Raw genomic sequence first — 24,276 nt, 5'->3', positions numbered from 1 at the left:
GGCTATCGGCCGGTCGCCCGCCGCCCGCCCCTCACCGGGTGAGGGAGCGGCCGCCCGCCCACACCGCCAGGGTCGCCACGGCGCCGAGGGCCGCGCCGGTCCACAGCACCCCGGCGGTGCCCGCGCCGTCCACGACCAGGCCGCCGACCAGCGCGCCGACCGCGATCGCCAGGTTGAACAGGGCGGTGTTCAGCGCGGTCGCCGCCTCGGCCGCCTCCGGGGCCGCCCGGAAGATCCAGGTCTGCACGCCGACCGGCACCGCGCCGAACGCCAGCCCCCACACGAGCAGCAGCGCGACCCCGCCCGCCGGGGTCTGCCCCGCGACGGTGAACAGCGCCAGCGCGGCCGTCAGCAGCGCGCCCGTGCCCAGCAGCACGCGGCGCGGGTCGCGGGCCGCCGCCGAGCCCGCCAGGAACGTCCCCGCGATCCCGGCGGCGCCGAAGCCGAGCTGCGCCGGGCCGATCAGCCGCTCGTCCAGCCCGGACGTCTGCTGGAGGATCGGGCTGACGAACGTGAACGCCGCCCAGTGCCCGCCCACCAGCAGGAACGTCGCCGTCACCGCCATCCGCACGGCCGGGACGCGGAGCTGCGCGGCGAGGGTGCGCGGCCGGATCGGGTCGGTCGCGGGCAGCTGGGGCAGCAGCGCGTACAGGGCGGCGGCGACGAACGCGCCGAGCCCGGCGACCACGAGGAACGCGATCCGCCAGTCGGTGAGCCCGCCGACGAGGGTGGCGGCGGGCGCGCCGAGGACGTTGGCGGCGGTGGCCCCGCCGAACGCCAGCGCCGTCGCCCGGGGGATGTGCTGCTCGGGCACCAGCCGCACGGCGACGCTCGCGGCCAGCGCCCAGAACCCGCCGATCGCGATCCCGACGAAGAACCGGGCGGTCAGCAGCACGGCGAAGTTCGGCGCCAGGCCGGAGGCGAGCGTCGCCACCAGCATGACCGCGAGCAGGACGAGCAGCACGAGCCGTCGGTCCGTCCGGCGGATCAGCACCGGCAGCACGACCGCCGAGACGGAGGCGAGCAGACCCGGCAGCGTCACGGTGAGCCCGGCCAGTCCCGGCGAGACGCCGAGCCCGCCGCCGATGGCGGTGAGCAGCCCGACGGGCAGGGACTCGACGGTGACCATGGCGAACGTGGCGGCGGCGACGGCGGTGACCGCGAGCCAGCTCCGCAACGGAACGGCCGGGCGCGGCGTCTCCACGGCCGGGATGGCGGTGTCGGCGTGCATGGGGGATCACCTCTAAGCTTCAACATTGAAATGTTCAACGTTGAGCAGAGTAGGCTTCGGATACCTTTACGTCAAACAGTTCAATGTTGAGGAGTCGCGATGACGGGCCAGGCCGAGGACCATCTGGACCGCGTGCTGGCGCAGTGGGCGTCCGCGCGCCCCGATCTCGACGCCGCGCCGATGGGCGTGGTCGGCCGCGTCTCCCGGGCCTCCCACGTGCTCGGCCGGGAGATGCGCGCGGTCTTCGCCCGGCACGGCCTCCAGCCGTGGGAGTTCGACATCCTCGCCACGCTGCTGCGCGCCGGCCCGCCCCACCGGCTGACGGCGGGCGCGCTGAGCGAGGCGTCGCTGGTCACCTCCGGCGCGATCACCAACCGGATCGACCGGCTGACCGACCGCGGCCTGGTCACCCGCGAGACCGACCCCGGCAACCGCCGCAGCGTCCTGATCACCCTCACCGGCGAGGGGCGCCGCGTGATCGACGCGGCCGTCGCCGACCACGTCGCGGGCCAGGAGCGCCTGCTGTCCGCGCTCGCCCCCGCCGAGCGCGAGGAACTGGCGTCCCTGCTCCGCAAGCTCCTGCTGTCCAACGGCGACACGCTCTGACGTGAGCGCCGGGAACCGACGAGAGGGGACGCCCGTGACCTCCGGACACCGGTGGTGGATCGACCCGCGCGAGTACGCCCGGCACGAGGAGCGCCGGGGCCGCCGCTTCGCGTTCGAGAGCCTGACGCCGTCCCGCACCGCGCTGGTCGTGATCGACATGGTGCCGTTCTTCGTCACGGCCAACCCCCACGGCCGCGCCATCGTCCCGAACATCGCCCGTCTGGCGGCCGCCCTGCGCCCGGCGGGCGGCACCGTCGCCTGGGTGCTGCCCGCCCCCGGCGAGCGCCTCCCCGCCCGCGAGGAGTTCTTCGGCCCGCGCGTCTACGAGATCCACCGCGCCTGCGGCGGCGAGGGCCCGCCCGCCGACCGCCTCTGGCCGGGCCTCACCCCGCACCCGGCCGACATCCTGGCCGAGAAGACCGCCCCCAGCGCGTTCTTCCCCGGCCGCGGTCCGCTGCCGGACCTGCTCGACGCGCGCGGGATCGACACCGTCCTGATCACCGGCACCATCACCAACGTGTGCTGCGAGTCCTCCGCCCGCGACGCCGCCACCCTCGGCTACCGCACCGTCATGGTCGCCGACGCCAACGCCGCCCGCACCGACGCCGAGCACAACGCGACCCTGCACACCTTCTACCGCTCCTTCGGCGACGTCCGCCCGACCGGCGACCTGCTGTCCCTGCTCCACTCCGCCGACCGGTGACCGCCGCCGACCGGCCCTACCGCGCGGACTCGGCGCGGCGGACGAGCGCGGCGATGCGGTCGGTGATCGTGGGCCACAGCTCGCGGGGCAGGTCGTGGCCCATCCCCTCGATGACGAGCAGCTCGGCGCCCGGGATCGCGGCGGCGGTGGCCCGCCCCCCGTCGGCGCCGATCAACACGTCGTCCGCGCCGTGGACGACCAGGGTGGGAACGGTCAGCGACCGCAGCCGCCCGGTGCGGTCGCCCGCGGTGGAGACCGCGGCGAACTGCCGCGCCGTTCCCGCGGGGTCGTGCCCCCTGTCGTAGGAGAGCCGGACCCGCGCGGCGACCGCGGCCTCGTCGAACGCGAACCCCGGCGACCCGGTCGCGCGCGCCGCCCGCACCTGCCAGGCGAGGAACCCCTCCCGGTCCTCCGGCGGCGCGCCGAGCCCCGCCAGGGCCTCGGGACGCGGCCGTCCGACCTCCGGATCGCCGGTCGTGGACATGATCGACGTCAGCGAACGGACCCGCGCGGGGTGGTCAAGCGCGATCATCTGGGCGATCATCCCGCCCAGGGACGCGCCGACCAGGTGTACGCCGCCGAGCCCGAGCGCGTCGAGCAGCCCCACGGTGTCGGCCACCATGTCCGCCAGCGTGTAGGGCACCGACGGCGGACCCCCGGACATCGCCGCCCGGAGGTCGGGGGCCGGGACGTCGCGCAGGTGCGTCGACCGTCCGACGTCGCGGTTGTCGAACCGGACGACGTGCAGGCCGCGTTCGACGAGGGCGGCGCAGAACCCGTCGGGCCACGCGACCATCTGCACGCCCGACCCCATGATCAGCAGAACGGGCGGATCGGCCGGGTCGCCGAGCCGCTCGTAGGCGATCTCGATACCCGCCGGTCCGACGTTCCGAGCGATTTCCTCCGCCACGGACAGGTTCATGCCCGCTTTCCGTCCCGGGAACGGCGGGGGAGGGCATTCTCCCCGAGACGGCGCGGCCCGTGTATCCGGTATGGGGCGCAGGGGCGTTCTAGGACGGGGCCCACAGGCCGGCGGCGGTGCCGTCGGCGAGGTGCCGTTCGTAGGTGACGACCTTGGTGTGGATGACGTCCAGGCAGGCCGTCAGCTCGGCGATCCTGGCGCGGACGTCGCGTTCGTGGCCGCGCAGCAGGGCCAGCCGCTCGGGCTCGTTGCCGGGGCCGGAACGCACCAGGTCGGCGAACCGCCGGATCGTGGCCAGCGGCATCCCCGAGTCGCGCAGCCGGTTGCACAGCAGGAGCCACTCGACGTCGGAACGGTCGTAGGCGCGGCGGCCCCCGGCGGTGCGGGGGATCGGGCGGAGCATGAGGCCCTCGCGCTCGAAGAAGCGCAGGGCGTGGACGCTCAGCCCGGTCGCCTCGGCGACCTGACCGATGGAGAGAGGGGCGGACACGGCGTTCCTTCCGGTTTGACCTTGAGTGAACTCTAACTTCTAGCGTTCCGGGCATGTGGAGCGAACAGCGGAAGATCGGCAGCGGTTTCGGAGCGCGCAGCACGGCACGGGAGGTGCTCGCCGGGATCGACCTGACGGGACGGACGGCCCTGGTCACCGGCGGGTACTCGGGCCTGGGACTGGAGATCACGCGGGCGCTGAGCGGGGCCGGGGCGCGCGTCCTGGTGCCCGCCCGGCGGACCGGGGCGGCGCGGGAGGCGCTGCGGGGCGTCGACCGGGTCGAGGTGGACGAGCTGGAGCTGGCGGACCTGGAGAGCGTGCGGCGGTTCGGCGAGCGGGTCGCCGGGTCCGGGCGGGCCGTCGACCTGGTCATCGCCAACGCCGGGATCATGGCCTGTCCCGAGACCCGCGTGGGGCCGGGCTGGGAGGCGCACCTCGCGGTCAACCACCTCGGGCACTTCGCCCTGGTCAACCTGCTGCGCCCGGCGCTCGCGCCCGGGGCGCGGGTGGTCGCGGTGGCCTCGTCGGGGCACTTCCTGTCCGGGATGCGGTGGGACGACGTCCACTTCCGGAACGGCTACGACCGGTGGCTGGCCTACGCCCAGTCCAAGACCGCCAACGCGCTGTTCGCCGTCCACCTGGACGCGCTCGGCGAACGGTCCGGGGTGCGGGCGTTCGCGGTGCACCCGGGCAGCATCCTCACGCCGTTGCAGCGGCACGTCCCGCGCGAGGACCAGATCGCCCAGGGGTGGATGAACGAGGACGGCGAGCCCGCGCCCGGCTTCAAGACGCCCGCCCAGGGGGCGGCCACGGCGGTGTGGGCCGCGACGTCGCCGCTGCTGGCGGGACGGGGCGGACTGTACTGCCAGGACTGCGACGTCGCCGAGCCCGCGACCACCGACGACATGCTCGTCGGCGGGGTCAAGCCCTGGGCGGTCGACGCCGGGGACGCGGCGCGGCTGTGGGCGCTGTCGAGCGGGATGACCGGGGTGGACGCGTTCTCCTGAGGCGCGTGGGAACGCCCGGCGCGGAGCCGCTTCCGCGCCGGGCGTCGTCCGGGGTCAGACGGGGATGGTCAGCAGCGTTCCGCCGCCCTCGATCCGCACCTCGAAGCGGGACAGCTCCTGCCGGGAGATCGCGGTTCCGCCGTGGGTGACCAGCGGGTTCGGGCTGCCGGGCACGCCGTAGCCCTGGTCGGGCACCCGCCAGCCGGTGACGACCGCCCGCTCGCCGGTGCGGGAGACCGCCTCCAGCCGGCACCGCAGGGGCCCGCGCACGCCCCGCAGCTCCAGGCCCACGTGGGTGCCCCAGCCCTTGCTCTCCAGTCCCACCACGCCGCTCACGCCGCGCTCGGTGTTCTGCCCGGAGTGCCGCTCGCCCCAGATGACCAGCGCCTGCGCCGGGCCGTGCGAGTGCCCGCCGCCCGCGACCGGCGGGGCGTCGTCGGTGGCCGAGGCGCCGATGACGGTCCCGGTGGCCAGCAGCGCCGCCGCCGCGACCGCGCCGATCGCGTAGGTGCCGCGGCGGGCCCGGCGGTCCCGCTCCCGGCCGCGGCGCATCAGGTCGATGACCTGGGCGGGCGGCTCGGACGGCGCGGGTGCGCCACCGCCGTCCTGTTCGGCGTCCGGGACCGGGCCCATGTCGGTGAGCAGCGACGCCAGCCCCGACATCTCCGCCAGCTCGGCGCGGCACCGTTCACACCCGCGCAGATGCGCCTCGAAGGCCCGCCGGTCCTCGTCCTCCAGAAGGCCCAGCGCGTACGCGCCGACATCCGTGTGATCAACCCGCGGGGTCATGCCGTCACCCCTCTCTCCTCCAGCGCGACGCGCAACGCGCGCATGGCGTAGTAAACACGCGACTTGACCGTCCCCACCGGGATCCCGAGGGACTCGGCGGCCTCGTTCACCGTGCGGTCGCGCAGCACCGTCTCGGTCAACGCCTGCCGGTGCGCGGGTGACAGCGCGTCCAGCGCCTCCACCACGACCACCTTGCGCAGCAGGGCGTCCATCTCGTCCGCCACGGGGAGGTTCTCCAGGGGACCCTCGCCCACCTCGGGCGGCCGGACGTCCCGGGCCCGGCAGTGGTCGATCACGATGCGGCGGGCGACGGTGGCCAGCCAGGGCATCAGCGAGGCCGCCCCGCGGTCCAGGCGGTCGGCGTTGCGCCAGGCGCGGATCATCGTCTCCTGCACGACGTCCTCGGCCCACTGCCGGTCGCCCCGCGTCAGGCGCAGCGCGAACGCGGTCAGGGGCCGCTGGTACTCGGCGTACAGGGCCGCGATGGCGCGTTGGTCCGCGGTGTCGTCGCGGTCGGGCGCGGGCCGGGGGCGGCGGAGCGGGCTCCGCCGCCCGGTGGCCGCGCGGCCGGACGTTCCGGGCAGTGCCATGGCCGGGCGTCTCCGTCGGGTCGAGGGTCCCTGGGGAACGGGCGGTCAGAGGGCAGTACGGACCCGGAACGGCGGGCGGTTCAACGCCGTTGAGCCGTTCTTAAGGTTGCCTTCGGGAAGCGGCGCCTCACCGCCGGACGAGCTTGGCCACCGGGTTGCCGCCGCGTCCGCGCCGCGTCTTCCGCACGGCCTTGGCGGCCTTGGCCGCCTTCGCGGCGGCCCGGCCGCCCTGCCGGGCCGACCGCGTCTGCCGGGCCGTCTCACGGCGCGCGTTGCGCAGCTCGGCCGCCGCCTCCTTGCGCAGCGCCTTGCCCTCGGCCGCCGCCTGGACGCGGGCGTCGTGCAGCTGCCGCCGAAGCTCGGCGGTGCGCGGCGACTTGCGCGGCTCGGCCGCCACCATCATCAGCGCGCCGAACAGCCCGGCGTTCTTCAGCAGGTGGGAACGCTCGCTGGCGCGGCGCTCGGGGTCGTCCTCGGTCCAGTAGCGGTGCTCGGTCGCGAGGGTCGGGACGACCTGCACCGCCATCAGCAACGCCGTCAGCCGCCGGAACTTCCCGGTCAGCAGCAGCGCCCCGGTGCCGAGGCTGAGCGCCCCCTGCACCCGGACCAGCGTCTCGGGATCCTTGGTGGGCAGCCAGTCGATCCGGTCGGCGATCGGCTTGACGGTGGGCGCGACCTGCTCGGCGCGCGCGCGAGGGTCACGCAGCGTCTCCAGGCCGGTGATGATGTACGGGGCCGCCACGAACGGGCGGGCCATGGTCGTGATGGGTCGCATGCCGACTCCATGCCCATCGCGCCGCCGGTCAAGCACGCCGCCCGCCCCGCGCGGCGTCCGGAAATGGTCGAGTGTCGGTGGGGCGGGGCAGTATGGAGGGCATGTGCGGTCGATACGCCACAGCCCGGTCCCGCCAGGAGCTGCTGGAGCAGTTCGCGGTCCAGCTCGACGAGACCGGCGACGAGCTGCGCGCCGATTACAACGTCGCGCCCACCAAACAGGTCCCGGCCGTCCTGACGCGGCCGCCGAGGGAGGCCGACGAGGAGGCCGCCGAGCCGCTGCGGCAGCTTCGGGAGCTGCGCTGGGGCCTGGTGCCGTCGTGGGCCAAGGACCCCGCCATCGGCAACCGGATGATCAACGCGCGGGTGGAGACGGTGCACGAGAAGCCGTCGTACAAGCGGGCGTTCGCCAAGCGCCGCTGCCTGCTGCCCGCCGACGGCTACTACGAGTGGTACGTGCTGGAGGAGGAGAAGGACAAGAAGCGCCCCGCCAAGCAGCCGTTCTTCATCCACCCCAAGGACGGCGGGCTGATGGCGATGGCCGGGCTCTACGAGCTGTGGAAGTCCCCGGAGGACGAGTGGCTGTGGACCTGCACGGTCATCACCACCAACGCCCCCGACGACCTGGGCCGCATCCACGACCGCATGCCGATGGTCGTCGAGCCCGACCGGTGGGACGCCTGGCTGGACCCGGCGCTGACCGACGTCGAGGAGGTGCGGGGCCTGCTGGTGCCGGCGATGGCCGGGACGATGGAGGCCTACCCGGTGTCGAAGGCGGTCAACAACGTCAGAAACAACGGCGCGGAACTGATGAAACCCCTTCCAGATGGGGATAGTTCAGGCAACCACTCCGACACCTTGTTCTGACCGCTGCCCCCGAAACCCGGTCAGGGCGAGGACCCCCCGCACCCGGGGCCGACCGGGAGGAGTCCCGAGTGGACACCGCCACCGCCCGTTCCCGCCTGGAGACGATGCTCGCCGAGGCCGACCGTTCGATCAGGGTCCTGCGGGGCGAGCACCCCGAGCGCGAGCTGTCCGCCTCCGACGCCGGGGCGGACCTGTACGACAGCGACCGGGTCCAGGCCGCGCTCGACTCCCTGGGCCGCCACCGCGCGGGGGTGCTGGCGGCCCTGGAGCGGATCGAGGAGGGCACCTACGGCCAGTGCCAGGGCTGCGGTGAACAGGTCCCCGAGGGCCGGCTGGAGGCCCGCCCCGACGCGGCCCGCTGCGTCACCTGCCAGTCCAAGCACGACCGGGCCATGCGCTGACACCGTCCCACCCACCCGGGGAACCGGCCGGTGACACGGGCGGGCCCGTCTGCGATCATGCCGCTCATGCTGAACGACGCGCTGGTGGCGGTGGTCTCCTTCCTGGCGGGCTGCGGCGTCACCGCGCTCTGGCTCGGCCGGCGTCGCGGTCCCTCCGCCGTCGCCCCCGGGGAGCTCCCCGCCCCGCTCCAGGAGTCGATCACGGCGTTCGGGGAGGAGCTGCGCGGGCTGACCGTCACCCCGGAGGAGACCGAGGCGAACCCCCGGCTGCTGGAGGACTACCGCCTCGCCCTGGCGGCCTACGACCGCGCCGCCGCCGCGGGGAGCGAGCGGGCCGCGCTGGCGGCGCTGCGGGACGGCCGCGCGGCGCTGATCAGGCTGGCCGCCCGGCGGGCCGGCCGCCCGGTGCCGATCGACGCGCTCCCGGCGCTGGACGCCGGCCGCGACGCCCCGGAGCCCCCCGAGGTGCCGGAGAACGCGACCGGAGAGCGCTTCCTGATCGTGGGCGGCGGCGAGGGCGCCGTCGAGGAGCTCATCGACCGCCCCGAGCCCGACCGCCCGGCCATCGTCGAGGTGACCTCCACGAACGGGGGCAGGCTGGCCGTCACCCCCGTCATCCGCACCGAGGACGAGACCGAGACCGGGACCGACCTGCTGCGGAGCTACCGGGAGTCCAGCCAGGGCCGCGTCCTGCTGTGGCCCGGGCCGACCCATCTGCGGGTCGAGAGCTCCTATGAGGAACAGCGCTGGTCGGTGCGCATCAGACCGCTGTCCGCCGCGCCGCCGCTCGGCGCGGAGTGGCGTGGGAGGGGCGGCAGGGAGGTGCTGTTCTACGACGGCGGCCCCGCGCTGCTCACCGCGCAGGCCAGATCGAAGGATTCCTGGAGCATCCGGTTCGTGTGCGGATGCCTTCAGGACCGGGACTGCCGTTGCCACATGCCCCGCTGGCCCGCTGAGACGCCGGGGGAGTCCCGAAACGTCTGGGGCTCGAAGGACGGGCAGCGCAGGCTGCGACTGCCACGGCCCGGTTACCTGATCCTCGAAGGGGAAGAGGACGACCACGAGTGGTACCTGTCGGTCGAGCCCGTCCCCGAGGCCCCGCCCCCACCGCGCAGGGCGAGCCGGTCCCGGCGCCGACCGTCCTCGAACCCGTCGTGATCACCCGGAACATGCCCGGGACCTGGTTCGAAGAAAGCCTCAGCCGCACGCGAGCGCCGTAGGCCAGGGCTGGGAAATCAGGTGCGGCGGCGGGCGCTGGCCAGGAGGTGCACTCCGAGGGACTCGTCGCCCGGCGGGGCCGTCAGTTCCGTCCGGACCAGGCGTTCCATCGCCTCGGGGGAGCGCTTGAGCACGTGCTCCACCGTCGACGGCGACAGCGCCGTGCGCGGGCGGATCCACTCCACCTCCAGGCCCGCCTCCGTCAGCAGCTCGCGGAGCTGGTCGGACCAGAAGCAGCGGGTGATCGCGCCGTCCGGCCAGGGCACCAGGACCACCTCGGCGGCCGGGACGTCCGACAGGTGCGCCCAGCAGTTCTGCTCGGCCAGCAGCGCCATGCCCAGGGTCAGGGAGTCCACCGACAGCAGGACCCGGCCGCCCGGGCGCAGGACCCGGGCGATCTCCGCGATCGTCTCCTCGGTCGCCAGGTGGCGGGACAGCGCCCGGTGCTCGGCCACCACCGCGTCCACGCACGCGTCCCCCAGGTAGGGCAGCGTCCCCGAGTCGGCGATCACCCGGCGGGTCACGCCGGGCGGCAGGTGGGCGTGGCCGTTCGACACCGCGCCGCCCTGGCGCGGGCGGGGCAGGCGGCCGTCACGGTGGGTGGTGCGGTGCGCGCCGTTCGGCGGGCGCCCGCCCTCGGGATGGTGGTCCCGCGGGCCGGTCAGCAGCGGGTCCATGACCTCCAGCACCTGGTGGCCCGCCGCGGCGGCCTGGGCGGCGGTGCGGCCGTCGCCGTTGGACAGGTCGACGATCAGCGCCGGGCGCCTGGGCAGCCAGCGGGCCAACTGGGCGGCCGCCACCGACCAGTAGAACGACCAGTACAGCGGCAGCGTCTGCTCGTCGCCGGACGCGCCGCGAAGGCTGGCGATGGTGGGCTCGGGCGGTCGCGCCGGCACCGGTAGCAACGGTTTGCTCCTGTTCTTGGCGTGTATGGAACTTCTTTCCCCGGTCCGGGCTCGACATCACCCTCCGTATACCTGCGGATGGGTGACCTTCTCCTCGCCGTTCCATTGTCGCGGGGAGCGGCGCCCGTCACTTCCCGCAACACAGAACGATCGGCGGAATCGAATCGTCCCCGCCGGTGTTGCACCCGATCACAACAGTCGTGTCATGGAGGTGCAGCCGAATGACCACCGCCCTCGCCGAACGCGCACGGGGCGCCGCGCCCGCCCCCGGCGGCGTGTTCTCCCCGCGCGGGCCGATATCGTCTGTGATGTACGACGCTCACGGGAGCGTCGCCACAGCTGAGGGGGTGGGTCAGGTACCGGGGACCACGGAGACCGTGGAGCAGCGCCAGGAACGCTTCCAGCGCGATGTGCTCCCGTTCTTGGACCAGTTGTACTCGGCCGCGCTGCGCATGACGCGCAACCCGGCGGACGCCGAGGATCTCGTGCAGGAGACCTTCGCCAAGGCGTTCGGGTCCTTCCACCAGTTCAAGGAGGGCACGAACCTCAAGGCGTGGCTGTACCGGATCCTGACCAACACGTTCATCAACTCCTACCGCAAGAAGCAGCGGCAGCCGCAGCAGGCGGCGACCGAGGAGATCGAGGACTGGCAGCTCGCGCGCGCCGAGTCGCACACCTCCAGCGGCCTGAAGTCCGCCGAGGCCGAGGCGCTGGAGCACCTGCCCGACTCCGACGTCAAGCGCGCGCTCGCCGATCTGCCCGAGGAGTTCCGGATCGCGGTCTACCTCGCCGACGTCGAGGGCTTCGCCTACAAGGAGATCGCCGAGATCATGGGCACGCCCATCGGCACGGTGATGTCCCGGCTGCACCGGGGCCGTCGCCAGCTGCGCGGCATGCTGGAGGACTACGCTCGGGAACGCGGCCTGACCGGGGCCAGGGAGGGCTCGGCATGAAACGCGCGACCTCCGGCCCGGCGAGCGAGAAGGGTGAGTGAGCCATGAGCTGTGGCGAACCCCACGAGACCCCGTGCAGCGAGGTGCTGGCCCGGGTCTACACCTACCTGGACGGTGAGCTCGACCAGGGCGGGTGCAGCGAGGTCAAGGAGCACCTCGACGAGTGCGGCCCCTGCCTGCGCGAGTACGGCCTCGAGGAGGCCGTCAAGAAGCTGGTGGGCAAGTCGTGCGGCTGCGAGCCCGCGCCGGACGAGCTGCGCGCCAAGGTCATGGGCCGCATCGAGCAGATCTGCGGCGAACTGAAGACCGACGAGCACGCCTGAGACGCGGCGGCCGGGTCCCGGGTTCGGTCCGGGGCCGGCCGCGACGCCGCGGCACGGGAGCGGTCCCGCCCCCGTTATCGTGCAGGGATGCGCGTTCTCGTCACCGGCGCCGCCGGCTTCATCGGATCCCATCTGGTCGACCGCCTGCTGGCCGACGGCCACGAGGTCGCCGGGGTCGACGACCTGTCGACCGGGTCCAACGTGCGCGACGACATCGACCTGTGGCGCCTGGACGTGGCCGACCCCGCGCTGGCCGCGCGGGTGGAGGCGTTCGGGCCCGAGGTGGTCTGCCACCTGGCCGCGCAGGTCAGCGTGCGGGTGAGCGTCGGCGACCCGCTCGCCGACGCCCGCACCAACGTCGTCGGCACCGCCAACGTCCTGGAGAGCGCGCGGCGCGCCGGGGCCCGCAAGGTCGTCTTCGCGTCCAGCTGTGCGGTCTACGGGGTGCCCGACGCGCTGCCGGTGCCGTCCGGCGCCGCGCTGCGGCCCGCCTCGCCCTACGCCGCCTCCAAGGTGTCCGGCGAGATCTACCTCCAGACCTACCGGGCGCTGCACGGGCTGGACTACACGGCGCTGACGCTGGCCAACGTGTACGGGCCCCGGCAGACGCCGGAGGGCGAGGCCGGGGTGGTGTCGATCTTCACCGACGCGCTGCTGACGGGGAAGCCGACCCGGGTGTTCGGCGACGGCGGGCAGACCCGCGACTACGTGTACGTGCTGGACGTGGTGGACGCGTTCGCCCGTGCCGCCGGGGAGGGCGGGGGAGGGCGGCGGCTCAACGTCGGCACCGGCCTCCAGACCACCGACCGCGAGCTGCACTCCCTGGTCGCGGAGGCGGCCGGGGCGCCCGACGAGCCCGCGTTCGCCCCGCCCCGGCTCGGCGACCTGCCCGCTATGGCGATCAATCCGGCCGACACCCGCGACGCGCTCGGCTGGGAGCCCCGCACCGCGCTGCGCGACGGGCTCGCCGCGACGGTCGCCTGGGCGCGGGAACGCTGATGCATGTGCATTTCGGTCGTGCAAAAGGTCCGTGCGGATACGTTCGGTGGGTCACCGCGGAGAATTGATCACACGCGGTGACGATTAGTTCACGCTTTGCTCACGATTCCCGGCATGCCTGTGTGACCTGGGCCTCTCGCGTTAGGCTTGGCCCGGAAATCAGCGATGGGAACAGGCGCGCGCCCGCCGAACCGGCGCGGCGTGCGCCCATCCGGGGAGCCCGGACCAGGTCGGCCCGGAACCCACGGGCCGCCGCCCGGGGAGCCGGCGACGGGGGGAGGCAAGAGGTCATGCTGAACGACCGTGTGAAGACGGGCGGGGGACATCCGAACGCCGCTCGCAAGGGCGTGTCCTGGGTTTAGGCGCCGCACGGCGCGACCGGAAAGTCGACTCCCGAGGGGGCGGCAATGCGTGGACTACCTCTGGCTGCCTGGGCGTACGTCTGCGGGGTGGTCGCCTTGGCGACCGGCCTCATCGTCACGTCCTCCTACCAGGGGCTGGACTGGCACGCGCTGGTCGTGCTGGCCGTACTGTTCCTGATCTGCGACTCCGCGCCGGCCCAGCTCAACGTGGAGCGGGCGCGGGTGTCGATGGGCTTCGCCGCCAGCCTCGCCTCGGTGGTGCTGCTCGGCCCGCAGGGCGCGGCGCTGCTCGGCGTCGTCGCGGTGATCACCGGGCAGCGGTTCTTCGCCCCGGTCAAACGGCTGTTCAACGGCGCCCAGTTCGCCCTCAGCGGCTACGCCTCGGGCATGGTGTTCGTCGCGCTGGGGGGCGCGGCGTCCGGCACCGGCCGACATCCGCACTGGGTGGAGCACGTGATCGGGCCGTTCCTGGGCGCGCTGGTCACGTTCGTGCTGGTCAACCTGACCCTCACGGCCGTCATCCTGCTGCTGGCCAAGCAGGCCGCCCCGCGCGAGCTGCTGCGCGAGAGCGGGCAGCTCGCGGTCGGCTGCCTCGGCTACGGCATGTTCGGGCTGCTGATCGCCGGACTGTGGGACCGGCTGGGGCCGTTCGCCGCCGTGCTGGTGCTGCTGCCGCTGTTCATCGCGCGGTGGGCGATGGAGCAGACGCACGCCCAGCAGCAGGCCCACCAGGCGACCCTGGCCACGCTGTGCCAGGCCGTGGAGACCAAGGACTACTACACGCGCGGCCACTCCGAACGCGTGTCGCGCGGCTCCGTCATGATCGCCCAGGAGATCGGGATGCGGCCCGACCGGGTCGAGGCGATCCGCTACGCCGGCATGCTGCACGACGTCGGCAAGCTCGGCGTCCCCACCAAGGTGCTGCAGAAGGACGGGCCCCTCACCGAGGAGGAGTTCGCCGCCATCCAGCTGCACCCGATGCGCGGGCTGGAGATCGTCCGGGAGATCGGCTTCCTGGACGAGGCGCTCGCCGGGATCATGCACCACCACGAGAAGATGAACGGCCGCGGCTACCCGATGGGGCTGGCCGGGGACGAGATCCCCGAGTTCGCGCGGGTGATCTCGGTGGCCGACGCGTTCGACTCGATGACCTCCACCCGCTCCTACCGGCCCGCCCGCAGCATCGAGGAGGCGGTGGCCGAGCTGAGGCGCGGGATCGGCGACCACTTCGACCCGGTGATGGTCGAGGCGTTCCTGCGGGCCCTGCAGCGCGAGGGCTGGGAGCCGCCGCGGCCGCCGGTCCTGCCCGACGACGACGTGGTGGAGACCACCCGCCAGGACCACGACGACCCCAGCGCCCCCATCCGGGTCGCCGGGGACGGCGTGCGCAGCTGAGAAGGGGACCGCTCCCGGATGAACGCCCCCACAGGCAACGCCGCCGCACGGCTCGGCGCCCCCCTGCACTCCCGCCGCCGGCCCGCCTGGCAGCGCCTGGACTCCGGCCAGCTCATGCTGATCGCCGTCGCGGGCCTCGGCGTGCTCGGCGCGGTCACCCAGGTCGCCGCGGTCGGCCTGGCGCAGGCGCGGGTCGCGGTCGCGTTCGGCGTGCTGATCGCGCTCGGCGAGCTGTTCCGCATGGTCATGCCCGGCAACCGGGAGGTCGCCCCCGTCGCCACGGCGGGCGCGGTCGGCTACGCGCTGCTGGTCGGCGTCGGGCCGGGCGGCGGCGGGCAGGTCGTCGGGCCGCTGGGCGTGGTGCCCGCCGAGCACTCCTGGCTCCAGGTCGTCGCGGTCACCGCCGCCGGGATGCTGGTCGGGTCGCTGCCGCACGTCGCCGTCGGCCGCAGCCCCCGGCTGGACGCCACCGCCCGGCGGCTGATCACCGTGGGGATCGTCGCGGTGTCCTTCCGGCCGCTGGTCTCGCTCGACCTGGGCTGGCCGGTGCTGCTGGCCGCGATGGGCGTGGTGGTCGTCGCCTCCTGCTGCGCCGACGTCGTGATCGCCGCGATGATCCGGGCGGAGGCGGTGCGGGCCCGGTTCGGGATCGCGCTGCGCGACGAGATCCACGCCAAGGCGCCGCTGTGCGCGGCGACCAGCGCGACCGCGATGCTGATCGCGGTCGCCACGACGTTCCTCGGCACGGCCGCGCTGCTGGTGTTCACCGCGCCGATCCTGGTGACGCAGTTCGCGTTCCGCCGGTACGCGGGCATCCGCGCCACCTACCTGCAGACGGTGCGGGCGCTGTCGCGGGTCACCGAGGTCGGCGGCTACGTCGAGACCGGGCACTCGCGCCGGGTGTCGCGGCTGGCCGTCGCGATGGGCCGCGAGCTGGGCATGGCCGAGGGCCCGCTGCTGGAGCTGGAGTACGCGGCGCTGATGCACGACATCGGGCAGCTGTCGCTGGGCGACCCCATCCCCGGCGGCGCGACCGTGCTGGCCTCGCCCGCCGAGCAGCGCCGCATCGCCGAGCTCGGCGCCGAGGTGATCAGGCAGACCGGGGTGCTGGACCGCGTCGCCCACATCGTGCGGCTGTCGTCCCACCCCTACCGCAGTGCCGCGCCCGGCGACGGGTCGGGGGTGCGGCCGGTGCCGCCGCCGCTGGCCAGCCGGATCATCAAGGTCGCCAACGCCTACGACGACCTGGTCGGCGACTCGGCCGACCGGGACCGGGGCGCGGCGGTGCTGGAGCGGCTGCGCCTGGACTCGGCCTCCGAGTACGACCCGACCGTGGTCGAGGCGCTGAGCCGCGTGGTCGACCGGCGGCCCCGGTACTGAGGCACAGTTACCGATCACATGGTGTGGACACGGGCAAACTGGACACGGACAGAACCGTGAGCCGGTGATCGGCGACCGGGCGGCCGGATCGGGACGGCGCCGGGTCGATGGACGGAGAGGAGAACTCCCAGGTGTTCGAGTCGGTCCTGGTGGCCAATCGGGGCGAGATCGCGTCCCGGATCATCCGCACCGTCCGGGCGATGGGCCTGAAGGCCATCGCCGTGTACTCGGAGGCCGACGCGAGACTGCCGTTCGTCGCCGAGGCGGACGAAGCGATCCTGATCGGTCCCGCCGAGCCCGGCCGCAGCTATCTCGACATCCCCGCGATCATGGAGGCGGCCGACCGCACCAACGCGCAGGCGATCCACCCCGGCTACGGCTTCCTGGCCGAGAACGCCGAGTTCGCGCGCCGGGTGCTGCACGCCGGGATCGGCTGGATCGGGCCGGACCCCCTGGCGATCGCCCGCATGGGCGACAAGATCAACGCCCGGAACCTGATGAAGGAGGCGGGCCTGCCGGTCACCCCCGGGGTGTGGGAGCCGGTGCCCGACGAGGACACCGCCGTCGAGGAGGCCGCGCGCGTCGGCTACCCGGTGATGGTGAAGGCCGCCACCGGGGGCGGCGGGATCGGGCTGGCCCCCGCCCGCGACGAGGCGGGCGTGCGCGCCGCCTACCGCACCGCGCGCGGACGCGCCGAACGGTTCTTCGCCACCCCCGACGTCCTGCTGGAACGGTTCGTCGAGAACGCCCGGCACGTCGAGGTGCAGATCCTCGGGCTCGCCGACGGCACGGTCGTGGCGCTCGGCGACCGCGAATGCTCGGTGCAGCGCCGCCACCAGAAGGTCGTGGAGGAGACCCCCTCGCCCGGGCTGGCCGACGAGCTGCGCGCCCGGATGCTGGGCGCGGCGGTGGTGGCGGGCGAGACGATCGGCTACCGGGGCGCGGGGACGGTGGAGTTCCTGGTCGACCCGGCCGCCGGGGAGTTCTTCTTCCTGGAGATGAACACCCGCCTCCAGGTCGGGCACCCGGTCACCGAGATGACCACCGGGATCGACCTGGTGGAGCAGCAGATCCGGGTCGCGGCGGGGGAGCGGGCGTCGTTCTCGGAGATCCGGCCGCGCGGGCACGCGGTGGAGTTCCGGGTGTACGCCGAGGACCCGCGCCGGTTCGTGCCGTCGCCGGGGCGGATCAGGGTGTGGGAGGAGCCGGTCGGCGAGGGCATCCGCATCGACGCCGGATACGCCGAGGGCACCACCGTCACCCCGTTCTACGACCCGCTGCTGGCGAAGCTGTGCGTGTTCGGCGCCGACCGGGAGGCGGCGCTGGGACGAGCGGCGCAGGCGCTGGAGGCGTTCCGGATCGAGGGACCGACGACGAACCTGCCGTTCCTGCTGGAGCTTCTGAACCACCCCGAGTTCGCGGACGGCTCCTACGACACCGGCCTGGTGGCACGGATGCGCCCCTGAGTCCCGCTGTCCGTGGCACGGTCCGGGCCGCCGCCCTGTTCGACGCGTACCGCGTCGAACAGGCGTCGGCCGGCCCGGCCGTCCCCGGTGACGGTGAGCCGACCGTCGTCGATGGCTCCGGTGAGCACCGTCGAGTCCATGCCGACCACGCGGTCCAGGGTGTCGGGGTCGGTATCGATGACCGTGTCGGGCCGGCCCTGCGGCTCCCCGCGGCTCATCTCGGCGAGCCGGCCGTCCACCACCCGGATGGTGAAGCGGTGGCGGCCGAGGCGCACCTCGTAGGTGGCGGTCCAGGGCCGGTCCGGCCGCGGGCGGAAGAGGCCGCGCATCTTGATCATCGCGGAGTCCGCCCCCACGTGCTCGCCGGACGGCTCCGGTGCGCCCTGTCCCCAACGTCCCAGCGTGACGACGACGGCATCCAGTCGGGCGCCCCATTCGGTCAGCTCGTAGACCTGTGAGCCGGCCGGCGGAGGCAGGGTGCGGCGCCGCACGACACCGTTGCCCTCCAGCTCCCGAAGCCGCTGCGCCAGGATCTTGGGGCCGGCGCCCGGCAGCCCGTCCTGCAGGTCGGTGAACCGTTTCGGCCCCAGCAGGAGTTCGCGCACGATCAGCAGGGCCCACCGCTCGCCCACATGGTCGAGCGCGGTCGCGATCGCGCACCCGTCACCGTACCGACGGTTCGTCGCCATGGTCCCCATCGTACTCACCGCTGCTTGCCCTTGACGCGTAGATACTTCCCATAAGAAAGTAGCTGCTATCAAAACGAAAGGAATTGGGGATCATGGAACGCACAGCCGTCAACCCGTGGCCGTGGTCGGTGCGGCTCGGCTTCGACCAGGCGCAGCTCATCGAGGGCCGGCGCCGGGAACTCGTCTGCAGTGCCCAGGACGCCGTCGACGCCAACGGCGACGTGCGGCATCCGGGCGACATGGCCGCCCAGCTCCGTATGGCGGTCGACAACCTCGAAGCGGTCCTCGCCGACGCCGACATGACGCTGGCCGACGTGGTCCGGCTCAACGTCTACACCACCGACGTCGACGCGCTGCTCCAGCACTTCGCCGTTCTGACCGAGCGCTTCGCGGGCGCCGGCGAGCGCTTCGCCAGCACCCTGCTCGGCGTCGACCGTCTCGTGAGCCCGCAACTCCTCGTCGCGCTCGAAGCGACCGCGATGGACTGAGCCGAACCGACCGCGCCGCACGCGACACCCCGCCACGAACGCGGAAACCGCGACCCACGGGAAAGGGAAGCCGATGGTCCAGCTCACCGAGAAGGTGCGCGCGCTGTTCGACGGCGCGAACTTCGCCGTGCTCTCCACGCTCGATCCCGACGGCAGGCCGCATTCGACCGTGGTCTGGGTGAAGCACGACGGGGACGACCTGCTGTTCGCGCTGCCCAGGAGCCGCCGCAAGGTCGCCAACCTGGAGCGGGACCCGCGGGCGACCGTGGCGATCTTCGACCCCGCCCGCCCCTACGAGAGCGTCCAGGTGCAGGGCACCGCCTCCCTCGCGGACGACCCGGACGGCACGCTGATCGACGAGCTGTCGCACAAGTACACGGGCGGACCGTATCCCGGGTTCGCCGGACCGGACCCGCAGTGGGTCGTCGCGCGGATCACGCCCGGCAAGGTGACCACCACATGGCCGAACGCCTGACCCTCGGCCCGCCACGACGAGGTGACGCCTCCCCCCGGCCGGTCCGCGCACTGGTGGTGCCGCTGATGTGGTCGCGCGGTTCGGTGATGGGGTCTGGTGTGGCCGTCTCGGGGAGTAGGTAGGGTTCCGGCCGTGACGAACGCTGTGGAGACGTACTGCGACCGTTGCGGGGAACCCGCCGGGGAGGGCGACCACGCGGTGTGCCGCGCGGCCCGCGCGATGGAGCCGCCCCGGTACTGCCCCCGGTGCCGCCGCCGGATGGTCGTCCAGGTGACGCCGCTGGGGTGGACGGCGCACTGTTCGCGGCATGGGGAACTCGCCTCGACCTAGGGTCTGTCGTCAAAGTGGGCCTCGGCCACGCACGCGAGCGCGTTACCTGACCTGCGGGGCCGACGCCGGAGGCGAGGGCCCGCAGGCCAGATCGCGAAGCGATGCCGCGCTCGCCAAGACCTGGTGAGGCGCGAGCCCCCGGGCGACGCCGCCCGCTCGTAGTGGTTAGGGTCTTGACGACGGGTGGGGTGGGGCGGTTGGTTGGGGGTGTCGCCGGGCGCTGTTGGAGGCGTGATGCCGATCCCCCGTTCCATCCTGTCCAAGGCCGGCATGACCGACCTGGAGCTGGCGGTCGTCGCCGGGGCCTGGCCGGACGACATCACCGGCCAGTTCGTGGTCAGCACCTCCGACCAGCGCACCCATCCCGTCCACGCGTTCTTCGGCGACGGGATCATGGCGCGGCTGGCGCTGCGGCCCGGGCCGGGCGGGACGTTCGCCTGGCGCGTCCACCTGATCGACACCCCGTCGGTGCGGCTGCGGCGCAGGCGGCCCGACCTGTTCACCGCCGGGCCCGTGGGGACCGGCTCGCCGTGGGGGTTCGTGAACGCCGCCAACACCGCGCCGCTGCCGTGGGGCGACCGGCTGTTCGCGACCTGGGACGCCGGGCGGCCCGTGGAGGTCGATCCGGTGACGCTGGCGTTCGTCGCCGAGGTCGGGCACCGCGACGACTGGAGGCCCGCGCTGGACCAGGCCGTGCTGCCGCTGGTCTCCTCGTCGGCGCACCCGGTGATCGACCCCGAGCGCGACTGCATGTGGAACGTCAGCCGCGACGTCGTGTCCGGCGCCGTGTCGGTGGTCCGCTACGACGGGACCGGGAAGCACGTGCGCCGCTGGGTCGTGGAGAACGCCACGCTGCCGCAGGCCACCCACACCATCACCCAGACCCGGGACTGGCTGGTGCTGGCCGACACCGCCTACAAGGTCGATCCGCAGGAGATCTTCGGCGGGGACCGGACCGTCGCCAACAACCCCGACGGCCCCGTGCTGCTGGTCCGTAAGGACGACCTGGTCCCGGGGCGCACCACGGTGACCTGCGCGGAGTTCCGGATCGCGCCGGAGGTCAACCACTTCTACGCGCGGTACGACGACGCCGACGGCGTCGAGGTCGTCATGGAGCACACGCCGGGCGTGGACATCGGGATGTACCTCCGCGAGGACGACGTGGACGCGTTCGGGCGGCCGATCGACCCGGCGCTGCGCGGGATGTACTGCCACGGCATGACGCCCGCGCTGACGACCCTGCTCCGCTTCGACCCCGGGACCGGGGAGGTCACCGAACGGGCCCGTGCCCGCGATCCGCGGCGCTGGTGGCAGGCGGAGCTGTCGGCGATCGACTGGAGTTTCCCCGGGCAGCTCGCCCCGACCCGGCACCACCTGGTCTTCCTCGGCTTCCACCCCGAGGCGGTCAACCAGCGGGCGCTGCGGAACTACGGCGACCGGATCGACCGGTCGCTGTTCCCGGCGGAGGAGACCCCGGCGGTGCTGGCGTCGTTCGACCGGGAGGGGCTGAAGCCGCTGGCGGAGTGGACGTTCGCGCTGGACGACTATCCGACGTCGCCGGCGTTCGTGCCGCGTTCGCCGGGCGCGGGCGGCGACCCCTACGCCGGGGCCGCCCCCGGCGGGCACGACGGGTACCTGGTGCTCGCGGTCCACAACGACGACCGCTTCCGGGTGGAGGTGTTCGACGCCGCCGACGTGGGGCGCGGCCCGGTCGCGGTGCTGGCGCCGCCGCACGGCACGACGGTGCCGTTCCTGATCCACTCGGCGTGGATGCCGCGGGCGGTGCCCGCGCCGGAGGGCCTGGACCGGCTGCGCTTCGCCGACGACCTGGACGAACGCCTCGACCGGCTCGATCCCGAGCTGGTCGCCCTCACCCGCGAGGTCGCCGCCGAACTGGACGCCGGCGCGCCCTGACGCGCCTCCGCCCGGCGCGGCGGGCCGCCCTGCGGAGGACCTCGTCATCGGGGACCAGCTCGCGGGCGAGGCTGGGGCGTTCGGGACGGTTCCGGCAGAAGGCGCAGGAGTCGTCCCAGCAGGTGCCGTTGGTCCAGCGGTCGTAGGAGGCGCACAGGTACGAGTCGAAGTCCACCGCGTACTCCTGGCGGAGGCGGCAGCGCGGGCAGATCCCGCCCGGCGGAAGTCGGCGCGCAGGGCGCTCGGCCGCCTACGCGGCATCGCCCCTTCGGGTGGTGATCATCATGGGCGTCAGGGCCGGGCGAGGTCCCGGCAGGTGGTCTCGTCGGGCAGGAGCGGGCGGAAGCGGACCGAGTAGGTCCTGCCCTGGCTGCGCCACCGGTCGGCGGGCTTGGCGGTCCGGGCCAGGGAAGCGGCCTTCCCGGCGTCGGCGCCGGTGTAGACCCGGCACGCCGCGCCGCCCAGCCGCTCGCCCCCGCCGAGCGCGGGCAGCGGCCACGGCCTGGCGTCGGGGGCGGGGTCCTCGCCGGTCAGCACCGCCACGCGCCGCGGAACGTAGGGGCGCGGCGGGGCCGCCTGGTCGCCGTCGGGCCAGGCGCGCGGATCCAGGCGTTTCTGGAAGCGCACGGCCGGGTCGCCGGGGGCCGCCTCGGGCTGCGCGACGCGGACGCGCGCCCCGCCCATGACGAATTCGAGGGTCAACGCGTCGGGGATCCGGTGGTCTCCGGCGGTGCGGCTCCGGTCCAGCCCGGCGGTGCGGGCCTCGTCCAGGAGGCGCCGGAGGGCCTCGGGCCGGAGACGGTACTCCCGGAGGGCGCCGCGTTCGGCGGTGACGGCGCGGCCGTCGCCGTAGAGGGAGAAGTCGGGGAGACCGCCCGGCTCGCCCAGCCCGGCGATGCCGCCGAGCGTCCGCCAGCGCAGGACGAGTGTGGCGGGCGTGGCGGGCGCGGCGGTGGGCGCGGGGGAGGTGGTCGGCGCCCGATCCGGAAGCGGGGTCGTCTCCGGAGCGCCGTTCCCCACCGGGCCGCAGGCGGTGAGCGCCGCTCCCGCGACGGCCGCCGCGATACCCCGACTGGTCGCGTTCCTGGGTCGTGCGGATGGACCGGCCATGCGAGTGGGACGCGGCGGGCGCCGTTCCGGTTCCCGGCCGTACAAAAAGGGGAGGGGCAAGACTGTGGGTTCCGGTGGACGTGCTCCGCGCGGGGTCACGCTAGGGTGCCGCTCGTGAGTGTGCTCGTGGTCACCGGGACCTGTACCGGCGTCGGAAAGACGGTCGTCACCGCCGCGCTCGCCGCGCTGGCGGCGGCCCGCGGCTCGTCGGTCGCCGTCGTGAAGCCGGGCCAGACCGGGATCGCCGACGGCGAGCCCGGCGATCTGGACGCGGTGCGCCGCCTGGCCGCGATCGACGACCTGCACGAGTACGCGCGCTACCCGGACCCGCTGTCCCCGGCCGCCGCCGCCCGGCACGCCGGAACGCCCCCCGTCCGCCTCGCCGAGATCGTTGGCCGGGTCCGCGAGCTCGCGGCGACCCGCCGCCTGGTGCTGGTGGAGGGCGCGGGCGGGCTGCTGGTCCGCTACGACGAGGAGGGCACCACGATCGCCGACCTGGCGCGCTGGCTGGGCGCGGCCGTCGTCGTGGTCGCCCGTCCCGACCTCGGCACCCTCAACCACACCGCGCTCACCCTGGAGGCGATGGCGCACCGCGGCGTGCAGCTCGCGGGCCTGGTGCTGGGCGAGTGGCCGGACGACCCCGACCTGGCCATGCGCAGCAACATCCAGGACCTGGAGACCATCGCCGCCCGCCCGCTGGCCGGAGCACTGCCCGCCGGGGCCGGCGCCCTGGACCCCGCCGAGTTCCTGGTGGCCGCCCATCGCGGGCTGGCCCCGGCGTTCGGCGGCTCGTTCGACGCCGCGGCCTTCCGCGACGCCTTCGGCCTGAACAAGGAGAGACCGTGACGGACATTCTCGATGTGGCCCGCCGACAGGTGCTGGAGGAGGGCAGGGGCCTGACCGCCGCGCAGGCCCTGGAGTGCCTCACCCTGCCCGACGACCGGATCGGTGACCTGCTGGCCCTCGCGCACGAGGTGCGGATGCGCTGGTGCGGCCCGGAGGTCGAGGTCGAGGGCATCGTGTCGCTGAAGACCGGCGGCTGCCCCGAGGACTGCCACTTCTGCTCGCAGTCGGGCCAGTTCGAGTCGCCGGTGCGCTCGGTGTGGCTGAACATCCCGCAGCTCGTCGAGGCCGCCAGGGAGACCGCGAAGACCGGCGCGACCGAGTTCTGCATCGTGGCCGCCGTGCGGGGGCCCGACGAGCGGCTGATGGCGCAGGTCCGCGAGGGGATCAAGGCCATCAACGCGGCCGTCGAGATCAACATCGCCTGCTCGCTCGGCATGCTCACCCAGGAGCAGGTCGACGAGCTGGCGGCGATGGGCGTCCACCGCTACAACCACAACCTGGAGACCGCCCGCTCCCACTTCCCCAACGTCGTCACCACCCACTCGTGGGAGGAGCGCTGGGACACGCTGCGGATGGTCAAGGAGGCCGGGATGGAGGTGTGCTGCGGCGGCATCATCGGCATGGGCGAGACCGTCGAGCAGCGCGCCGAGTTCGCGGCCCAGCTCGCCGAACTGGAGCCGGACGAGGTGCCGCTGAACTTCCTGGCGCCCCGCCCGGGGACGCCGTTCGCGGACCTGCCGCTGGTGGAGGGCCCGGAGGCGCTGAAGACGATCGCGACGTTCCGCCTGGCGCTGCCGCGCACGATCCTGCGCTACGCGGGCGGCCGCGAACTGACCCTGGGTGACCTCGGCACCCGCGACGGGATGCTGGGCGGCATCAACGCCATCATCGTCGGCAACTACCTGACGACGCTGGGCCGCCCGGCCGAGAAGGACCTGGAGCTGCTGACCGAGCTCCAGATGCCGATCAAGGCCCTGTCCAAGACGCTCTGACACCCGCGGCCCCGCCGGGCGCACCCCTCGCGAGGCCAGGCGGCGGCCCGG

The 24,276-nt window shown here is 73.9% G+C and carries 28 protein-coding genes; 18 read left to right on the top strand and 10 right to left on the bottom strand.

What is annotated here, in order from left to right; genetic code table 11:
- Window positions 1–31: 31 nt before the first annotated feature.
- On the bottom strand, window positions 32–1,231 hold the full coding sequence (locus AKI01S_RS19390; RefSeq protein ID WP_067819463.1) for an MFS transporter: 1,200 nt from the start codon (window positions 1,229–1,231) through the stop codon (window positions 32–34).
- A gap of 99 nt (window positions 1,232–1,330) precedes the next feature.
- On the opposite strand from AKI01S_RS19390, the gene AKI01S_RS19385 reads away from it, so the two are divergent.
- Together AKI01S_RS19385 and AKI01S_RS19380 are read left to right on the top strand one after the other, a co-directional pair.
- Complete coding sequence (locus AKI01S_RS19385; protein WP_067819460.1) at window positions 1,331–1,837, top strand: MarR family winged helix-turn-helix transcriptional regulator; 507 nt, start codon at window positions 1,331–1,333, stop codon at window positions 1,835–1,837.
- A gap of 34 nt (window positions 1,838–1,871) precedes the next feature.
- A complete protein-coding gene (locus tag AKI01S_RS19380; protein WP_067819457.1) occupies window positions 1,872–2,540 on the top strand; it encodes a cysteine hydrolase family protein in 669 nt (222 codons plus the stop codon).
- Window positions 2,541–2,556: 16 nt separating this feature from the next.
- Here AKI01S_RS19380 and AKI01S_RS19375 read toward each other — a convergent pair whose 3' ends face one another.
- Both AKI01S_RS19375 and AKI01S_RS19370 read right to left on the bottom strand, forming a co-directional pair.
- The gene (locus AKI01S_RS19375) at window positions 2,557–3,462 is read right to left on the bottom strand and encodes an alpha/beta hydrolase (protein ID WP_067819454.1); all 906 of its coding nucleotides are present in this window, start codon (window positions 3,460–3,462) and stop codon (window positions 2,557–2,559) included.
- 88 nt (window positions 3,463–3,550) lie between these two features.
- Window positions 3,551–3,952, bottom strand: a complete 402-nt coding sequence (locus AKI01S_RS19370) for a MerR family transcriptional regulator (RefSeq protein WP_067819451.1) — start codon at window positions 3,950–3,952, stop codon at window positions 3,551–3,553.
- A 53-nt stretch (window positions 3,953–4,005) separates the two neighbouring features.
- On the opposite strand from AKI01S_RS19370, the gene AKI01S_RS19365 reads away from it, so the two are divergent.
- A complete protein-coding gene (locus AKI01S_RS19365; protein ID WP_067819448.1) occupies window positions 4,006–4,959 on the top strand; it encodes an SDR family NAD(P)-dependent oxidoreductase in 954 nt (317 codons plus the stop codon).
- Window positions 4,960–5,013: 54 nt separating this feature from the next.
- Here the strand turns inward: AKI01S_RS19365 and AKI01S_RS19360 are convergent, their stop codons facing one another.
- The 3 genes from AKI01S_RS19360 to AKI01S_RS19350 all read right to left on the bottom strand — a co-directional run bounded on the left by AKI01S_RS19360 (window position 5,014) and on the right by AKI01S_RS19350 (window position 7,113).
- Window positions 5,014–5,748 (bottom strand): anti-sigma factor family protein, encoded by a 735-nt coding sequence (locus tag AKI01S_RS19360; RefSeq protein ID WP_067819445.1) that lies wholly within the window; start codon window positions 5,746–5,748, stop codon window positions 5,014–5,016.
- The gene (locus tag AKI01S_RS19355) at window positions 5,745–6,338 is read right to left on the bottom strand and encodes a sigma-70 family RNA polymerase sigma factor (RefSeq protein WP_067819442.1); all 594 of its coding nucleotides are present in this window, start codon (window positions 6,336–6,338) and stop codon (window positions 5,745–5,747) included. The genes AKI01S_RS19360 and AKI01S_RS19355 overlap by 4 nt, the downstream gene beginning before the upstream one ends.
- 127 nt (window positions 6,339–6,465) lie before the next feature.
- A complete protein-coding gene (locus tag AKI01S_RS19350; protein WP_067819439.1) occupies window positions 6,466–7,113 on the bottom strand; it encodes a DoxX family protein in 648 nt (215 codons plus the stop codon).
- 101 nt (window positions 7,114–7,214) lie between these two features.
- Between AKI01S_RS19350 and AKI01S_RS19345 the strand changes: the two genes are divergently transcribed.
- From AKI01S_RS19345 to AKI01S_RS19335, 3 genes are all read left to right on the top strand, one after another.
- Window positions 7,215–7,979 carry an SOS response-associated peptidase gene (locus AKI01S_RS19345; RefSeq protein WP_067819524.1) on the top strand — a complete coding sequence of 255 codons (765 nt, stop codon included), beginning with the start codon at window positions 7,215–7,217 and terminating at the stop codon, window positions 7,977–7,979.
- A gap of 68 nt (window positions 7,980–8,047) precedes the next feature.
- Window positions 8,048–8,380 (top strand): TraR/DksA family transcriptional regulator, encoded by a 333-nt coding sequence (locus AKI01S_RS54285; protein WP_067819436.1) that lies wholly within the window; start codon window positions 8,048–8,050, stop codon window positions 8,378–8,380.
- Window positions 8,381–8,446: 66 nt separating this feature from the next.
- Window positions 8,447–9,538: a hypothetical protein gene (locus tag AKI01S_RS19335; protein WP_157419941.1), complete on the top strand. Its 1,092-nt coding sequence runs from the start codon at window positions 8,447–8,449 to the stop codon at window positions 9,536–9,538.
- A 77-nt stretch (window positions 9,539–9,615) separates the two neighbouring features.
- On the opposite strand, the gene AKI01S_RS19330 is transcribed toward AKI01S_RS19335, so the two are convergent.
- Complete coding sequence (locus tag AKI01S_RS19330; RefSeq protein WP_083999833.1) at window positions 9,616–10,494, bottom strand: methyltransferase domain-containing protein; 879 nt, start codon at window positions 10,492–10,494, stop codon at window positions 9,616–9,618.
- A 356-nt stretch (window positions 10,495–10,850) separates the two neighbouring features.
- Between AKI01S_RS19330 and AKI01S_RS19325 the strand changes: the two genes are divergently transcribed.
- The 6 genes from AKI01S_RS19325 (at window position 10,851) to AKI01S_RS19300 (ending at window position 17,381) form a co-directional block, all read left to right on the top strand.
- Window positions 10,851–11,456: a sigma-70 family RNA polymerase sigma factor gene (locus tag AKI01S_RS19325; protein ID WP_067819425.1), complete on the top strand. Its 606-nt coding sequence runs from the start codon at window positions 10,851–10,853 to the stop codon at window positions 11,454–11,456.
- Between the two features lie 44 nt (window positions 11,457–11,500).
- Entirely contained in the window at window positions 11,501–11,779 is a 279-nt protein-coding gene (rsrA, locus tag AKI01S_RS19320; protein ID WP_067819422.1) for a mycothiol system anti-sigma-R factor, read from the top strand.
- An 87-nt stretch (window positions 11,780–11,866) separates the two neighbouring features.
- Complete coding sequence (locus AKI01S_RS19315; RefSeq protein WP_067819419.1) at window positions 11,867–12,778, top strand: NAD-dependent epimerase/dehydratase family protein; 912 nt, start codon at window positions 11,867–11,869, stop codon at window positions 12,776–12,778.
- Between the two features lie 407 nt (window positions 12,779–13,185).
- Window positions 13,186–14,535: an HD-GYP domain-containing protein gene (locus AKI01S_RS19310; protein ID WP_067819417.1), complete on the top strand. Its 1,350-nt coding sequence runs from the start codon at window positions 13,186–13,188 to the stop codon at window positions 14,533–14,535.
- An 18-nt stretch (window positions 14,536–14,553) separates the two neighbouring features.
- Window positions 14,554–15,915, top strand: coding sequence for an HD-GYP domain-containing protein (locus tag AKI01S_RS19305; protein WP_067819414.1), 1,362 nt, complete (start codon window positions 14,554–14,556; stop codon window positions 15,913–15,915).
- 107 nt (window positions 15,916–16,022) lie between these two features.
- Window positions 16,023–17,381, top strand: coding sequence for an acetyl-CoA carboxylase biotin carboxylase subunit (locus tag AKI01S_RS19300; protein ID WP_245681699.1), 1,359 nt, complete (start codon window positions 16,023–16,025; stop codon window positions 17,379–17,381).
- Here the strand turns inward: AKI01S_RS19300 and AKI01S_RS19295 are convergent.
- Window positions 17,345–18,079: a winged helix-turn-helix transcriptional regulator gene (locus AKI01S_RS19295; protein ID WP_218009729.1), complete on the bottom strand. Its 735-nt coding sequence runs from the start codon at window positions 18,077–18,079 to the stop codon at window positions 17,345–17,347. The two genes, AKI01S_RS19300 and AKI01S_RS19295, sit on opposite strands and share 37 nt — an antisense overlap.
- A gap of 83 nt (window positions 18,080–18,162) precedes the next feature.
- On the opposite strand from AKI01S_RS19295, the gene AKI01S_RS19290 reads away from it, so the two are divergent.
- From AKI01S_RS19290 to AKI01S_RS19280, 4 genes are all read left to right on the top strand, one after another.
- Complete coding sequence (locus AKI01S_RS19290; RefSeq protein ID WP_067819410.1) at window positions 18,163–18,558, top strand: RidA family protein; 396 nt, start codon at window positions 18,163–18,165, stop codon at window positions 18,556–18,558.
- 73 nt (window positions 18,559–18,631) lie between these two features.
- Window positions 18,632–19,033 carry a PPOX class F420-dependent oxidoreductase gene (locus AKI01S_RS19285; RefSeq protein ID WP_067819407.1) on the top strand — a complete coding sequence of 134 codons (402 nt, stop codon included), beginning with the start codon at window positions 18,632–18,634 and terminating at the stop codon, window positions 19,031–19,033.
- Window positions 19,034–19,165: 132 nt separating this feature from the next.
- Complete coding sequence (gene bsaP / locus AKI01S_RS49300) at window positions 19,166–19,363, top strand: biotin synthase auxiliary protein BsaP (RefSeq protein WP_245681698.1); 198 nt, start codon at window positions 19,166–19,168, stop codon at window positions 19,361–19,363.
- A 234-nt stretch (window positions 19,364–19,597) separates the two neighbouring features.
- A complete protein-coding gene (locus AKI01S_RS19280; protein ID WP_067819404.1) occupies window positions 19,598–21,277 on the top strand; it encodes a carotenoid oxygenase family protein in 1,680 nt (559 codons plus the stop codon).
- Here AKI01S_RS19280 and AKI01S_RS50675 read toward each other — a convergent pair.
- Together AKI01S_RS50675 and AKI01S_RS19275 are read right to left on the bottom strand one after the other, a co-directional pair.
- Window positions 21,234–21,452 carry a hypothetical protein gene (locus AKI01S_RS50675; protein ID WP_157419940.1) on the bottom strand — a complete coding sequence of 73 codons (219 nt, stop codon included), beginning with the start codon at window positions 21,450–21,452 and terminating at the stop codon, window positions 21,234–21,236. The two genes, AKI01S_RS19280 and AKI01S_RS50675, sit on opposite strands and share 44 nt — an antisense overlap.
- A 116-nt stretch (window positions 21,453–21,568) precedes the next feature.
- On the bottom strand, window positions 21,569–22,297 hold the full coding sequence (locus tag AKI01S_RS19275) for a hypothetical protein (protein ID WP_067819401.1): 729 nt from the start codon (window positions 22,295–22,297) through the stop codon (window positions 21,569–21,571).
- A gap of 204 nt (window positions 22,298–22,501) precedes the next feature.
- Here AKI01S_RS19275 and bioD point away from each other — a divergent pair, with 204 nt between their 5' ends.
- Window positions 22,502–23,233, top strand: coding sequence for a dethiobiotin synthase (bioD, locus tag AKI01S_RS19270; protein WP_067819519.1), 732 nt, complete (start codon window positions 22,502–22,504; stop codon window positions 23,231–23,233).
- On the top strand, window positions 23,230–24,225 hold the full coding sequence (gene bioB, locus AKI01S_RS19265; RefSeq protein ID WP_067819398.1) for a biotin synthase BioB: 996 nt from the start codon (window positions 23,230–23,232) through the stop codon (window positions 24,223–24,225). The genes bioD and bioB overlap by 4 nt, the downstream gene beginning before the upstream one ends.
- The last annotated feature ends 51 nt before the right edge of the window (window positions 24,226–24,276 follow it).

This window comes from Actinomadura kijaniata NBRC 14229, assembly GCF_001552175.1.
Lineage (GTDB): Bacteria > Actinomycetota > Actinomycetes > Streptosporangiales > Streptosporangiaceae > Spirillospora > Spirillospora kijaniata.
Note: the sequence above shows the minus strand (reverse complement) of the source record. Positions and strands in the feature narration are given on the sequence as shown.